Here is a 14,588-nt window from a genome sequence, read left to right on the forward strand (position 1 = left end):
CACGCTAAATCCCATCTTCTTATAGAATCCAACTGCCTGTTTATTCTGTTCATTAACGTTGGTCGTTAGCGTTGAAGTCATTGATAAAGCATGTTCAATCAGTAACTTACCAACGCCGCGACCACGTGCATCCGGGTCGACGAACAGGGCATCCATATGCTGATCGGTCAGAAGCATAAAGGCGACAGGTTCATCTTGTTCTGTCACTGCAACCCATAGCGGAGCTTCTGGTAAAAATGAACGTACCAGTTCTTCCAGCTCAAGGCGATAATCCGGTGAGAGGAAATGGTGCGTCGCATCGACTGAACGACACCAGATAGATACGAGTTTATCGCCTTCGTCCTTACGCGAACGACGAATGGTAAGGGACATAGCATTCTCCTTTTTTCTTTGCTGCACTATTCTACAGCAAGTGGCCGTGAAACTTTCTCAACTTGAGGATGCAGACTCGACATTCGCATGATTCCTGGGTATCTTCAGCTGTCTGGATGTCTAAACGTTTAAACGTATGTAGTGAGGTTATCAGGTTATGCCAATTCGCGTGCAGGACGAGCTACCCGCCGTCAATTTCTTGCGTGAGGAAAACGTCTTTGTGATGACGACATCCCGCGCTTCCGGTCAGGAAATTCGACCACTGAAGGTGCTCATCCTCAACCTGATGCCCAAGAAGATTGAAACGGAAAATCAGTTCCTGCGCTTACTGTCGAACTCCCCCCTGCAGGTAGATGTTCAGCTGTTACGCATTGATGCCCGGGAGTCACGTAACACCCCAACGGAACATCTGAATAACTTTTACTGTAATTTCGAGGATATCTGCGATCAGAACTTTGACGGACTGATCGTGACCGGCGCGCCGTTGGGTCTGGTTGAATTTAATGACGTGGCTTACTGGCCGCAGATTCAACAAGTGCTTGAATGGGCGAAAGATCACGTTACCTCGACGCTATTTGTTTGTTGGGCGGTACAGGCCGCGCTGAATATCCTGTACGGAATTCCTAAGCAAACCCGTACGGACAAACTCTCAGGTGTTTATGAGCACCATATTCTTCACCCTCATGCGCTACTGACGCGCGGATTTGATGATGCGTTCCTGGCTCCGCATTCGCGCTATGCCGATTTTCCTGCTGCGCTTATCCGGGACTACACCGATCTCGAGATTTTTGCCGAGACAGAAGAGGGAGATGCCTACCTGTTTGCCAGCAAAGATAAACGTATTGCCTTTGTGACGGGTCATCCGGAGTATGACGCCCATACGCTCGGCAGTGAGTATTTTCGTGACGTCGAAGCGGGCTTAACGCCGGAAGTACCCTATAACTACTTCCCGAAAGATGACCCGCAAAACAAACCGCGGGCAACCTGGCGCAGCCACGGCAATCTGTTGTTTACTAACTGGCTCAACTATTACGTCTATCAGATCACGCCATATGATCTGCGTCACATGAATCCAACGCTGGATTAATCTTCTGTAGCAGACGATCCTTAAGCGTTTCAGCATGTTGAATCAGGCACCTTCGGGTGCCTTTTTTATTTCCGAAACGCACCTCATCATGTAATTAAATTTTATTTATATTGTTATCAATGAGTTAATTGATATTTAAATTAAAAATGGAAATTGTTTTTGATTTTGAAATTTAAATGAGTAGTCTTAGTTGTGCTGAACGAAAACCGCACAACGATCCTTCGTTCGCATTGGGGATGTGATTGGATCAATGACGAGGAACTACGCAATGAATCAACAGGCAACGACAACCGATGAACTGGTCTTCACCAGGCCGCGTGGCGAACAGGAACAGCAGATTCTGACCGCTGAAGCGGTGGAGTTTCTGACTGAACTGGTGACAAGATTTACGCCGAAACGCAATAAACTTCTGGCTGCACGTATCCAACAACAGCAGGATATTGATGACGGTAAGTTGCCTGATTTTATTTCGGAAACAGCTTCCATTCGTGAAGGTAACTGGAAGATTCGCGGTATTCCTGATGATTTACTGGATCGCCGCGTAGAGATCACCGGACCCGTTGAGCGCAAGATGGTCATCAACGCGCTCAACGCGAACGTCAAAGTCTTTATGGCTGATTTTGAAGATTCGCTGGCTCCTGAGTGGAGCAAAGTAATCGACGGGCAGATAAACCTGCGTGATGCGGTCAATGGCACCATTAGCTATACCAACGAAGCGGGTAAAATTTATCAGCTCAAACCTAATCCGGCTCTGTTGGTATGCCGCGTTCGTGGTCTGCATCTGCCGGAAAAACACGTTACCTGGCGTGGCGAATCCATCCCGGGCAGCCTGTTCGATTTTGCCCTCTATTTCTTCCACAACTACAAAGCGTTGCTGGCAAAAGGCAGTGGCCCTTATTTCTATCTGCCAAAAACGCAGGCCTGGCAAGAAGCGGCATGGTGGAGCGAAGTGTTCAGCTATGCGGAGGATCGTTTTAATCTGCCGCGCGGCACCATCAAAGCGACTCTGCTGATTGAAACGCTGCCGGCTGTTTTCCAGATGGACGAAATTCTGCACGCGCTGCGTGATCACATTGTCGGCCTGAACTGTGGTCGCTGGGACTACATTTTCAGCTATATCAAAACCCTGAAGAACCACCCGGATCGCGTGTTGCCGGACCGTCAGGTGGTGACGATGGATAAGCCATTCCTCAGCGCCTATTCGCGCCTGCTGATTAAAACCTGCCATAAACGCGGCGCGTTCGCGATGGGCGGCATGGCGGCGTTCATTCCCAGCAAAGATGCGGAACGTAACAACCAGGTGCTGACCAAAGTCAAAGCGGACAAAGCGCTGGAAGCCAATAACGGTCATGACGGAACCTGGGTTGCACATCCTGGGCTGGCTGATACCGCGATGGCGATTTTCGATGAGGTACTGGGCGATCACAAAAACCAGCTGTTTGTGACCCGCAATGAAGATGCGCCGATTACCGCCGAACAGCTGTTGGCTCCGTGTGAGGGGGAACGCACCGAAGAAGGCATGCGCGCCAACATCCGTGTTGCGGTGCAGTACATCGAAGCGTGGATCTCCGGCAACGGCTGCGTACCGATTTATGGCCTGATGGAAGATGCGGCCACTGCCGAAATCTCCCGAACCTCCATCTGGCAGTGGATCCACCACCAGAAGACGCTCAGCAACGGCAAGCCGGTTACCAAACCGCTGTTCCGTCAGATGCTGGCCGAAGAGATGCTGGTGATTCAGGACGAGCTGGGCGAACACCGCTACAGCAGCGGGCGTTTTGACGATGCCGCGCGCCTGATGGAGCAAATCACTACCTCTGATGAACTGATCGATTTCTTGACCCTGCCAGGCTACCGCCTGCTGGCGTAATCCACCACATAACAATATGGAGCATCTGCACATGAAAACCCGTACTCAACAAATCGAAGAATTACAGAAAGAATGGACTCAACCGCGCTGGGAAGGCATCACCCGTCCATATAGCGCGGAGGAAGTGGTGAAATTACGTGGCTCGGTCAACCCGGAATGCACGCTGGCGCAGCTTGGCGCGGCGAAAATGTGGCGTTTGCTGCACGGCGGATCGAAAAAAGGTTATATCAACAGCCTCGGCGCGCTGACTGGCGGTCAGGCGCTGCAGCAAGCGAAAGCCGGTATTGAGGCGGTCTACCTTTCAGGCTGGCAGGTGGCGGCAGATGCCAACCTGGCCTCCAGCATGTACCCGGACCAATCGCTGTATCCGGCGAACTCCGTCCCGGCGGTGGTGGATCGGATCAACAACACATTCCGTCGCGCCGATCAGATCCAATGGTCAACCGGTATTGAACCGAACGATCCGCGCTATGTGGATTACTTCCTGCCGATCGTTGCCGATGCGGAAGCGGGTTTTGGCGGCGTACTGAACGCGTTTGAACTGATGAAATCGATGATTGAGGCTGGTGCAGCGGCCGTTCATTTCGAAGATCAGCTCGCATCGGTAAAAAAATGTGGTCACATGGGCGGCAAAGTTCTGGTGCCGACTCAGGAAGCTATCCAGAAACTGGTGGCCGCCCGTCTGGCAGCCGACGTCATGGGTGTTCCGACGCTGGTTATTGCGCGTACTGATGCTGACGCCGCTGACCTGATTACCTCTGACTGTGACCCGTACGACAGCGAGTTCATCACCGGCGAACGTACCAGTGAAGGGTTCTACCGCACCCATGCGGGCATTGAGCAGGCGATCAGCCGTGGCCTGGCGTATGCGCCATATGCCGACCTGGTGTGGTGTGAAACCTCCACGCCGGACCTCGAACTGGCGAAGCGCTTTGCCGATGCGATTCACGCGAAATTCCCTGGCAAACTGCTGGCCTACAACTGTTCGCCGTCATTTAACTGGCAGAAAAACCTGGACGACAAAACCATCGCCAGCTTCCAGCAGCAACTGTCGGATATGGGTTACAAATACCAGTTCATTACCCTGGCGGGCATCCACAGCATGTGGTTCAACATGTTCGACCTCGCGCACTCCTATGCGCAGGGTGAAGGCATGCGCCACTATGTTGAGAAGGTTCAGCAGCCAGAATTTGCGGCGGCTAAAGACGGTTACACCTTCGTGTCCCATCAGCAGGAAGTGGGTACAGGCTACTTCGACAAAGTCACTACTATCATTCAGGGCGGCGCTTCCTCGGTGACCGCGCTGACCGGCTCGACCGAAGAATCGCAGTTTTGATTAATGCCCGGTGGCGCTGCGCTTACCGGGCCTACGAAGGGATGTAGGCCGGATAAGCGAACGCGCCATCCGGCATGACGTTGTGCCGGATGGGAGAAGTCGATGACGCGTGGCCTGGAATTACTGATTGCTCAGACGATTTTGCAAGGTTTCGACGCCCAGTACGGGCGTTTTCTGGAAGTCACCTCCGGCGCGCAGCAGCGTTTTGAACATGCCGACTGGCATGCGGTTCAGCAGGCGATGAAAAGCCGTATTCACCTTTACGATCATCACGTGGGTCTGGTGGTGGAGCAGTTGCGCTGCATTACAGACGGCAAAAGTACCGACGCGGATTTTTTACTTCGTGTGAAAGAGCATTACACCCGGCTTTTGCCGGATTACCCGCGCTTCGAGATTGCGGAGAGCTTTTTTAACTCCGTTTACTGCCGGTTATTTGACCACCACTCGCTGACTCCCGAGCGGCTGTTTATTTTCAGCTCTCAGCCAGAGCGCCGTTTCCGCACGATCCCACGCCCGTTGGCAAAAGACTTTTTCCCTGATTCAGGTTGGGAGGGGCTGCTCACGCGTGTACTCAGCGATCTGCCCCTGCGTCTGCCATGGCAGAACAAACATCGGGATATCCACTACATCATCGAACACCTGACGGAAACCTTTGGTGCGGATGTGTTGCAGGGCTGCCATTTACAGGTGGCGAATGAACTGTTTTATCGCAATAAGGCCGCCTGGCTGCTCGGGAAGCTGATTACCCCTTCCGGGACGCTGCCGTTTTTACTGCCGATTCACCGGACAGACGAAGGTGAATTGTTTGTCGATACCTGCCTGACCACGACGGCGGAGGCGAGCATTGTGTTTGGCTTTGCCCGCTCCTACTTTATGGTGTATGCCCCGCTGCCCGCCGCACTGGTGGAGTGGTTGCGCGAGATCCTGCCCGGTAAAACCACCGCTGAATTGTATATGGCGATTGGCTGCCAGAAGCATGCGAAAACGGAAAGTTATCGGGAGTATCTGCTCTACCTGGCCAACTGTGATGAGCAGTTTATTGAAGCGCCGGGGATCCGCGGTATGGTGATGCTGGTGTTTACCCTGCCGGGCTTTGACCGAGTGTTTAAAATCATCAAAGACAAATTTGCGCCGCAGAAAGAGATGTCTGCCGCTCACGTCCGCGCCTGTTATCAACTGGTCAAAGAGCACGATCGCGTTGGGCGGATGGCTGACACCCAGGAGTTCGAGAACTTTGTGCTGGATAAACGGCAAATCGATCCGGCACTGATGGCGCTGCTATTGCAGGAAGCCCCGGAAAAAATTACCGATCTTGGCGATCAGATTGTCATTCGCCATCTGTATATCGAACGACGGATGGTGCCGCTGAATATCTGGCTGGAGCAGGTCGAAGGTCAACAACTGCGCGATGCCATTGAAGAGTACGGTAACGCGATTCGTCAGTTGGCCGCCGCCAATATTTTCCCCGGCGATATGCTGTTTAAGAACTTCGGCGTGACCCGTCACGGGCGCGTGGTGTTCTATGACTACGACGAAATTTGCTATATGACGGAGGTGAATTTCCGCCATATCCCGCCACCGCGTTACCCGGAAGATGAGATGAGCGCCGAGCCGTGGTACAGCGTATCGCCTGGAGATGTCTTCCCGGAAGAGTTTCGCCACTGGCTATGTGCCGACCCGCGTATTGGTCCGCTATTTGAAGAGATGCACGCTGACTTGTTCAGCGCCGACTACTGGCGTGGTCTGCAAACGCGGATTAAAAGCGGGCATGTGGAAGATGTTTACGCCTACCGGCGCAAACAACGTTTCAGCGTGCGTTATGAAACCGATCGTAAGCCGGGTAAGGCGTAGCCGCCACCCGGCAATCCCATCTTAGCGAAATCCGCCGTACGCCAGCGTCACTTCTTTCGCCGCTTTGATCGCCATGGCGCCAAACTCGGTCACGCGATCGTCGGTAATGCGCGAAATCGGGCCGGAGATGGAAATCGCGGCGAACGGCTCGCGGTACTCGTCATAAATGCACGACGCCACGCAGCGAAGACCCAGCGCATGTTCCTCATCATCAAAGGAATAGCCACGCTTGCGCGTCTGGGCCAAATCCTCTTTCAGATGCACCGGCGACACCAGCGTGGCGTGGGTGTATGCGTGCAGACCTTTACGGTGCAGCAGCCCAGTCACCTGTTCTTCGCTCAGCTGGGATAAAAACGCTTTGCCCGCCCCGGAGGCGTGCATCGGCAGTTTACCGCCGATGGGCGCAGACATGCGCATCAGTTGGGTACACTGCACCTGGTCGATAATAATGGCCTGATGATCGCTTTGATCCAGCACGGCCAGGTTTACCGTCTCACCGGAGTCTTCCATCAGTTTACGCAGGATTGGGTGGACAATCGCCAGCAGATTACGGCTTTGCAAGAAGCTGCTGCCGACGATAAACGCATGTGCACCCACGGCCCAATGCCCTAATTCACCGACCTGACGAACAAATCCCTGCTGCTGCATGGTGGTCAGCAAACGGTGAGTCGTGGAGTTTGGCAGGCCGGCCTGCTGCGCCAGCTCGGTCAGCGCCACGCTGCCGTTGGATTCCGCAATCCACTCCAGTAGCTTCAGGCCACGCGTCAGGGACTGAACCTGCCCGGTTGCGGGCGCAGTAGTAGCGGCGGGTTTTCTACCGCGTTTCGCGGGAACGGGGGCAACCATGGCAGACTCCTTTTCTGTATCGTGGAAATCATTTTCGTTTTATTCAAATATAATGCAAGAATTCCTGTACTGATCGGATGAGTGAAGCTGAACATGTCTCATGTTGGCCGTTGTTCTCTTTTCCGCCTCTCAGGTTTGTGCCAGTATGACCTGTTGAGTTTTTTTCGGTCTGGTTGAGCGTTGTCGGGAGCGAGTGTGAGCAGCAAAGTAGAACAATTACGTCAGCAGTTAAATGAACGTATTCTGGTGCTGGACGGCGGTATGGGCACCATGATCCAGGGATATCGTCTGAGCGAAGAGGATTTCCGCGGCGAACGCTTTGCCGAATGGCCGTGCGATCTGAAAGGCAACAACGACCTGTTGGTGCTCAGCAAACCGGAGGTGATCGCCGCGATTCACCACGCCTACTTCGAGGCGGGCGCGGACATCATCGAAACCAACACCTTTAACTCCACGACTATCGCCATGGCGGATTACCAGATGGAATCCCTGTCGGCGGAAATCAACTTTGCGGCAGCCAAACTGGCGCGCGCGGCGGCAGACGAATGGACGGCGCGCACGCCGAACAAACCGCGCTATGTCGCGGGCGTGCTTGGCCCAACTAACCGTACGGCATCTATCTCGCCCGACGTCAACGACCCGGCTTACCGTAATATTACCTTTGATCAGCTGGTGGCCGCCTACCGCGAATCCACCAAAGCGCTGGTGGAAGGCGGCAGTGACCTGATCCTGATTGAAACCGTTTTCGATACCCTCAACGCCAAAGCCGCTATTTTCGCGGTTAAAACTGAATTCGAAGCGCTGGGCGTTGAGCTGCCGATTATGCTCTCCGGCACCATCACTGACGCTTCCGGGCGTACGCTCTCCGGCCAGACCACCGAAGCATTCTACAACTCCCTGCGCCACGCCGATGCGCTGACTTTTGGTCTGAACTGTGCCTTAGGCCCGGACGAACTGCGCCAGTACGTGCAGGAACTGTCGCGCATTGCCGAATGCTACGTGACCGCGCACCCGAACGCCGGGCTGCCGAACGCATTTGGTGAGTACGATCTTGATGCCGACACCATGGCGGCGCAAATCCGCGAATGGGCCGAGGCGGGCTTCCTGAATATTGTTGGCGGCTGCTGCGGCACCACGCCGGAACACATCGCTGCCATGAGCCGCGCGGTGGATGGCTTGTCGCCACGCCGCTTGCCGGAAATCCCGGTTGCCTGCCGCCTTTCCGGCCTTGAGCCGCTGAACATCGGCGACGACAGCCTGTTTGTGAACGTCGGCGAGCGTACCAACGTTACCGGTTCAGCGAAGTTTAAGCGCCTGATCAAAGAAGAGAAATACAGCGAAGCGCTGGACGTCGCCCGCCAGCAGGTAGAAAGCGGCGCGCAGATCATCGATATCAACATGGATGAGGGGATGCTCGACGCCGAAGCGGCGATGGTTCGTTTCCTCAACCTGATTGCCGGTGAACCGGATATCGCCCGCGTGCCGATTATGATCGACTCCTCGAAATGGGAAGTAATCGAAAAAGGGCTGAAGTGCATTCAGGGTAAAGGCATCGTTAACTCCATCTCGATGAAAGAGGGGGTTGAGACCTTTATCCATCATGCGAAGCTGCTGCGTCGCTACGGTGCTGCAGTGGTGGTGATGGCCTTTGACGAGCAGGGCCAGGCCGACACTCGCGCGCGCAAAATTGAGATCTGCCGTCGGGCGTACAAGATTCTTACCGAAGAGGTGGGTTTCCCGCCGGAAGATATTATCTTTGACCCGAACATCTTTGCCGTCGCGACCGGGATTGATGAACACAACAACTACGCGCAGGACTTTATCGGGGCCTGTGAAGACATCAAACGCGAACTGCCGCATGCGCTGATCTCCGGCGGCGTTTCTAACGTTTCATTCTCGTTCCGTGGTAACGACCCGGTACGTGAAGCCATTCACGCGGTATTCCTCTACTACGCCATTCGCAACGGCATGGACATGGGGATCGTCAACGCCGGACAACTGGCAATCTATGACGACCTGCCCGCCGAGCTGCGAGATGCGGTTGAAGATGTGATCCTCAACCGCCGTGACGATGGCACCGAACGACTGCTGGAGCTTGCTGAGAAGTATCGCGGCAGTAAAACCGACGATACGGCGAATGCCCAGATGGCGGAGTGGCGCAGTTGGGACGTGAAAAAGCGCCTCGAATACTCGCTGGTGAAAGGCATTACCGAGTTTATTGAGCTGGATACCGAAGAAGCGCGCCAGCAGGCTGCGCGCCCGATCGAGGTTATTGAAGGACCGCTGATGGACGGCATGAACGTGGTTGGCGACCTGTTCGGCGAGGGCAAAATGTTCCTGCCGCAGGTGGTGAAATCCGCCCGCGTGATGAAGCAGGCGGTGGCGTACCTCGAACCGTACATTGAGGCCAGCAAAGAGAAAGGCTCCAGCAACGGCAAAATGGTCATCGCTACCGTGAAGGGCGACGTGCACGACATCGGCAAAAATATCGTCGGCGTGGTGCTGCAATGTAACAACTACGAAATCGTCGATCTTGGCGTGATGGTGCCCGCAGAGAAAATCCTCAGAACCGCGCGTGAAGTGAATGCCGATCTGATCGGCCTTTCAGGCTTGATTACCCCGTCGCTGGACGAAATGGTCAACGTGGCGAAAGAGATGGAGCGTCAGGGCTTCACTATTCCGCTGCTGATTGGCGGCGCGACCACCTCGAAAGCGCACACGGCGGTGAAAATTGAGCAGAACTACAGCGGCCCGACGGTGTACGTGCAGAACGCCTCGCGTACCGTTGGTGTTGTGGCTGCGCTGCTCTCTGACACCCAGCGTGATGACTTTGTCGCCCGTACGCGTAAAGAGTACGAAACTGTGCGTATCCAGCATGCGCGTAAGAAACCGCGTACTCCGCCCGTAACGTTACAGGCTGCCCGCGACAACGATCTGGCCTTTGACTGGGAAAACTACACCCCGCCGGTGGCGCACCGTCTGGGCGTACAGGAAGTGGAAGCCAGCATCGAAACCCTGCGCAACTACATCGACTGGACGCCGTTCTTTATGACCTGGTCGTTGGCCGGGAAATATCCGCGAATCCTCGAAGATGAAGTAGTGGGCGAAGAGGCGAAGCGCTTGTTCAAAGATGCCAACGACATGCTGGATAAACTCAGCGCTGAGAAGACGCTGAATCCGCGTGGCGTGGTGGGTTTATTCCCGGCCAACCGCGTGGGTGACGACATCGAGATTTACCGTGACGAGACGCGTACGCACGTCATCAATGTGAGTCATCACCTGCGCCAGCAGACGGAAAAAGTCGGTTTCGCCAACTACTGCTTGTCTGACTTTGTTGCGCCGAAACTGAGCGGTAAAGCGGATTACATCGGTGCTTTTGCGGTCACTGGTGGTCTGGAAGAAGACGCGCTGGCAGATGCTTTCGAAGCGCAACATGACGACTACAACAAGATCATGGTGAAAGCGATTGCTGACCGTCTGGCGGAAGCGTTCGCAGAATATCTGCATGAGCGCGTGCGTAAAGTCTACTGGGGCTATGCGGCGAATGAGAATCTCAGTAACGAGGAGTTGATCCGCGAAAACTACCAGGGGATTCGCCCGGCACCGGGCTATCCGGCTTGTCCGGAACACACCGAAAAAGCCACCATTTGGGAACTGCTGGACGTGGAGGCGCATACCGGGATGAAGCTCACCGAATCCTTCGCCATGTGGCCAGGTGCCTCGGTTTCCGGCTGGTATTTCAGTCATCCGGACAGCAAGTACTACGCTGTGGCGCAAATCCAGCGCGATCAGGTTGAAGATTATGCCTTCCGTAAAGGGATGAGCGTGGCAGAAGTGGAGCGCTGGTTAGCGCCGAACCTCGGCTACGACGCCGATTGATTCACAAAACTGTCATCTTTATTTACAACAAACAGGGCACTCAATGAGTGCCCTGTCTCTTTATTACGTTTAAACCCTTATACTGAAAGAAGGCTTCGGCCTCAGGAACATATAACGATAAGGAGTACCTGATTCCGTGTTAACTCTGTTACACCTGCTTTCTGCTGTTTCTATGCTGGTCTGGGGTACGCATATTGTGCGTACCGGCGTGATGCGCGTCTTCGGCGCCCGTTTACGCACTGTGCTCAGCCGTAGTGTTGAAAAGAAGCCGCTCGCCTTTTGCGCGGGGATCGGCGTTACTGCTCTGGTGCAAAGCAGTAACGCTACCACCATGCTGGTGACGTCGTTTGTCGCGCAGGATCTCGTGGCGCTCACCCCTGCGCTGGTGATTGTCCTGGGCGCCGACGTGGGGACCGCGCTGATGGCGCGTATCCTGACTTTCGATCTCTCCTGGCTGTCGCCACTGCTGATTTTTATCGGCGTGATCTTCTTTCTCGGTCGTAAGCAGTCCCGCGTGGGGCAACTGGGGCGGGTTGGTATTGGACTGGGGCTGATTTTACTGGCGCTGGAGCTGATTGTGCAGGCAGTAACGCCGATCACTCAGGCTAATGGCGTACAGGTTATTTTCGCCTCGCTCACCGGCGATATCATGCTCGATGCGCTGATTGGCGCCATGTTTGCGATTATCAGTTACTCCAGCCTGGCGGCGGTACTGCTGACGGCTACGCTGACCGCGGCGGGCATTATCTCGTTCCCGGTAGCGTTGTGTCTGGTGATTGGCGCCAACCTCGGCTCTGGTCTGTTGGCGATGTTGAATAACAGTGCTGCGAATGCTGCTGCCCGTCGTGTGGCGCTAGGCAGTCTGCTGTTTAAGCTGGTGGGTAGCCTGATTATTCTGCCGTTTGTTCATCCGCTGGCCAATCTGATGGATGAACTGCCGCTGCCGAAATCCGAACTGGTTATTTACTTCCACGTCTTCTACAACCTGGTGCGCTGCGTAGCGATGGTGCCGTTCGCTGAACCGATGGCGCGTTTTTGTAAGCGCATCATCCGCGATGAGCCGGAGCTGGACGCGCATCTGAAGCCCAAGCATCTGGACGTCAGCGCGCTGGATACGCCAACGCTCGCTCTCGCTAATGCTGCCCGCGAAGCGCTGCGTATTGGCGATGCGATGGAGCAGATGATGGACGGGTTGAAGAAGGTGATGCACGGCGAGCCGCGCGAAGAGAAAGAGTTGCGCAGGATGGCGGATGACATCAACGTGCTGTACACGGCGATTAAGCTCTATCTGGCGCGGATGCCAAAGGATGAACTGGCGGAAGAGGAGTCACGCCGTTGGGCGGAGATTATCGAAATGTCGCTCAACCTCGAACAGGCTTCCGATATTGTCGAACGTATGGGCAGTGAGATAGCCGATAAGTCTCTGGCCGCCCGTCGGGCATTCTCGGTAGAAGGGCTGAAAGAGCTGGATGCGCTCTACGATCTGCTGCTCAGCAATCTGCAACTGGCGATGTCGGTATTCTTCTCAGGCGATGTGACCAGCGCCCGCCGTCTGCGCCGTAGCAAGCACCGTTTCCGTATTCTCAACCGTCGTTATTCGCATGCGCACGTTGACCGTTTGCATCAGCAGAACGTGCAAAGCATCGAGACCAGTTCCCTGCACCTGGCGCTGTTGGGCGATATGCAGCGTCTGAACTCACTGTTTTGCTCTGTGGCTTACAGCGTGCTGGAACAGCCGGATGAAGACGATGAGCGGGATGATTATTGAGTGAAGTGAAGCGGTAGGCCGGATAAGGCGAAGCCGCCATCCGGCATCAGACAATAAATCAACTAAAAGCAGTGGCCTGCTTCAACGGCAACCGCCTCTTCACCCGCTTTAAAGATATACGTGGTGTTCGGGCCGCCGAGCACGGACTTACCGTTACTCACCTTAATCCAGTTACCTTCCGGCAAGCCAATTACCGTCAGCTCTGGCGCCACAACCAGCAGCTCGCGAATACGCTGTTCACGCGTTTCGCCTTTGTGGCCTTCCGGCAGCGCGTTGGTGAAATGTGGGTTAATCTGCAGCGGGAACAGACCCAGGGCATCAAAGCCTTTGGGATCGACAATCGGCATGTCGTTGGTGGTGCGGATGGTCTGGCAGGCAAGGTTGGAACCCGCGCTCCAGCCGATGTACAGCGCACCGCGTTTGACGACATCCACGATCGGTGCCAGCAACCCGCGCTCACGACTCTCTTTCAGCAACTGGAAGGTATTCCCGCCGCCGACAATCACCAGCTCGGCGTTTTCAATGGCTGCAATTGGATCGGCAACGGTATGAATACCGGTAACGTTAACGCCCATTGGCGCAAAGATGGCTGCCGTTTTCGCCGTGTACTCATCCCAGGTTTGCGTCACGCCAGCGAACGGAATAAACACCGCCGTGCGGCGACCATTCAGTTGCTCAGCAATCAGCGGCAGCGCATGTTCCATCCAGCCTTTGCCCGGCAGCGTCGAGTTACTCAATAAAAGCAGTTCCATCATTTCTCCATGTAATCAGAAAATTACAAACCGCGCTAATGCTACCACTATCAATCTAACGCCTTCCTGATATGGCTCACGATGTTGGAAGGGGGAGATAGACGCAGGGGCTATTTTTTTAGTGTCAATTCAATGCCGAGTACCTTCATCACTGCAAGCGTGGTTTTCAGCGTCGGATTACCTTTCTCACTAAAAGAGCGATAAAGCTGCTCGCGGGATAATCCCGTTTCTGCCGCGATGCTCGCCATTCCCTTAGCGCGTGCCACCACGCCCAATGCTTTTGCAATGTACGTTGCATCGCCTGTTTCGAGGGCATCCGCCATAAATACAGCAATTTCTTCATCATCAACTAGCGCAGCAGCGGGATCGTACTGAGTAAGCTTATTCATGGCGGAAGGTCTCCTGATAATCCAGTGAACGGGCGAGCACTTTTGCAAGGGTGATATCGTTGGCTTGTGAGCTTTTATCGCCACCACATAGCAAAATGATGATGCGGCAGCCATGCTGTTTAAAGTAAATCCTGTAACCAGGACCGTAAGAAATGCGCATTTCGCTGATGCCTTCACCTACAGGTTTAACATCGCCAGCTAAACCATTCGCCAGTCGAAAAAGTCGTGCGGCAATGAGCGTTTTGGCCCTGCGATCTCGCAGATTCTGTTCCCAGCGTTGGAAAACCGTGGTCTGAAGAATTTCCATGATTACGTTCCATGTATTTTATAAACTACATTGTGAATTGACAAGTTGAAAGTAGAGAATAAAAAACTGGGAGGTAAGAGGAAATGCTGGTGGGCGTAAACAGGAAAGCGCCTCGCAGACATCTTCTTCGG

11 protein-coding genes are annotated in these 14,588 nt (G+C 54.5%); 6 read left to right on the forward strand and 5 right to left on the reverse strand.

Translation table 11 applies throughout. The features are described 5' to 3' along the window. On the reverse strand, positions 1-372 hold a 372-nt coding region (locus FDX24_RS11995; protein WP_137364364.1), incomplete at its 3' end, for an acetyltransferase. Between the two features lie 157 nt (positions 373-529). Here FDX24_RS11995 and metA point away from each other — a divergent pair. The 4 genes from metA to aceK all read left to right on the forward strand — a co-directional run bounded on the left by metA (position 530) and on the right by aceK (position 6,516). Next, positions 530-1,459, forward strand: coding sequence for a homoserine O-succinyltransferase (metA, locus tag FDX24_RS12000; RefSeq protein WP_003841431.1), 930 nt, complete (start codon positions 530-532; stop codon positions 1,457-1,459). A gap of 268 nt (positions 1,460-1,727) precedes the next feature. Beyond that, a complete protein-coding gene (gene aceB / locus FDX24_RS12005; protein ID WP_048213966.1) occupies positions 1,728-3,329 on the forward strand; it encodes a malate synthase A in 1,602 nt (533 codons plus the stop codon). A 31-nt stretch (positions 3,330-3,360) separates the two neighbouring features. Next, positions 3,361-4,665, forward strand: a complete 1,305-nt coding sequence (gene aceA / locus FDX24_RS12010; protein ID WP_137364365.1) for an isocitrate lyase — start codon at positions 3,361-3,363, stop codon at positions 4,663-4,665. Positions 4,666-4,767: 102 nt separating this feature from the next. Beyond that, positions 4,768-6,516: a bifunctional isocitrate dehydrogenase kinase/phosphatase gene (gene aceK / locus FDX24_RS12015; protein WP_137364366.1), complete on the forward strand. Its 1,749-nt coding sequence runs from the start codon at positions 4,768-4,770 to the stop codon at positions 6,514-6,516. Between the two features lie 21 nt (positions 6,517-6,537). Here the strand turns inward: aceK and iclR are convergent, their stop codons facing one another. Further along, complete coding sequence (iclR, locus tag FDX24_RS12020; RefSeq protein ID WP_137364367.1) at positions 6,538-7,362, reverse strand: glyoxylate bypass operon transcriptional repressor IclR; 825 nt, start codon at positions 7,360-7,362, stop codon at positions 6,538-6,540. Positions 7,363-7,557: 195 nt separating this feature from the next. Here iclR and metH point away from each other — a divergent pair, with 195 nt between their 5' ends. Both metH and FDX24_RS12030 read left to right on the forward strand, forming a co-directional pair. Continuing rightward, entirely contained in the window at positions 7,558-11,241 is a 3,684-nt protein-coding gene (gene metH, locus FDX24_RS12025; protein ID WP_137364368.1) for a methionine synthase, read from the forward strand. 136 nt (positions 11,242-11,377) lie between these two features. Continuing rightward, a complete protein-coding gene (locus FDX24_RS12030) occupies positions 11,378-13,009 on the forward strand; it encodes a Na/Pi cotransporter family protein (RefSeq protein WP_137364369.1) in 1,632 nt (543 codons plus the stop codon). Between the two features lie 62 nt (positions 13,010-13,071). Here FDX24_RS12030 and pepE read toward each other — a convergent pair whose 3' ends face one another. From pepE to FDX24_RS12045, 3 genes are all read right to left on the reverse strand, one after another. Next, on the reverse strand, positions 13,072-13,761 hold the full coding sequence (gene pepE / locus FDX24_RS12035) for a dipeptidase PepE (RefSeq protein WP_003841421.1): 690 nt from the start codon (positions 13,759-13,761) through the stop codon (positions 13,072-13,074). 110 nt (positions 13,762-13,871) lie between these two features. Beyond that, positions 13,872-14,150 carry an addiction module antidote protein gene (locus FDX24_RS12040; protein WP_121585314.1) on the reverse strand — a complete coding sequence of 93 codons (279 nt, stop codon included), beginning with the start codon at positions 14,148-14,150 and terminating at the stop codon, positions 13,872-13,874. Then, positions 14,143-14,460, reverse strand: coding sequence for a type II toxin-antitoxin system RelE/ParE family toxin (locus FDX24_RS12045; protein WP_048213960.1), 318 nt, complete (start codon positions 14,458-14,460; stop codon positions 14,143-14,145). Before FDX24_RS12045 ends, FDX24_RS12040 begins: the two co-directional genes overlap by 8 nt. Between the last annotated feature and the right edge of the window lie 128 nt (positions 14,461-14,588).

This window comes from Citrobacter sp. wls716 (assembly GCF_005280975.1).
Taxonomy (GTDB): Bacteria; Pseudomonadota; Gammaproteobacteria; order Enterobacterales; family Enterobacteriaceae; genus Citrobacter; species Citrobacter youngae.

Bases quoted from the DNA above. Each gene is read 5' to 3' on its own strand.
- metA (WP_003841431.1), top strand. From the start codon at position 530: ATGCCAATTCGCGTGCAGGACGAGCTACCCGCCGTCAATTTCTTGCGT.
- aceB (WP_048213966.1), top strand. From the start codon at position 1,728: ATGAATCAACAGGCAACGACAACCGATGAACTGGTCTTCACCAGGCCG.
- aceA (WP_137364365.1), top strand. From the start codon at position 3,361: ATGAAAACCCGTACTCAACAAATCGAAGAATTACAGAAAGAATGGACT.
- aceK (WP_137364366.1), top strand. From the start codon at position 4,768: ATGACGCGTGGCCTGGAATTACTGATTGCTCAGACGATTTTGCAAGGT.
- iclR (WP_137364367.1), bottom strand. From the start codon at position 7,362: ATGGTTGCCCCCGTTCCCGCGAAACGCGGTAGAAAACCCGCCGCTACT.
- pepE (WP_003841421.1), bottom strand. From the start codon at position 13,761: ATGGAACTGCTTTTATTGAGTAACTCGACGCTGCCGGGCAAAGGCTGG.
- FDX24_RS12040 (WP_121585314.1), bottom strand. From the start codon at position 14,150: ATGAATAAGCTTACTCAGTACGATCCCGCTGCTGCGCTAGTTGATGAT.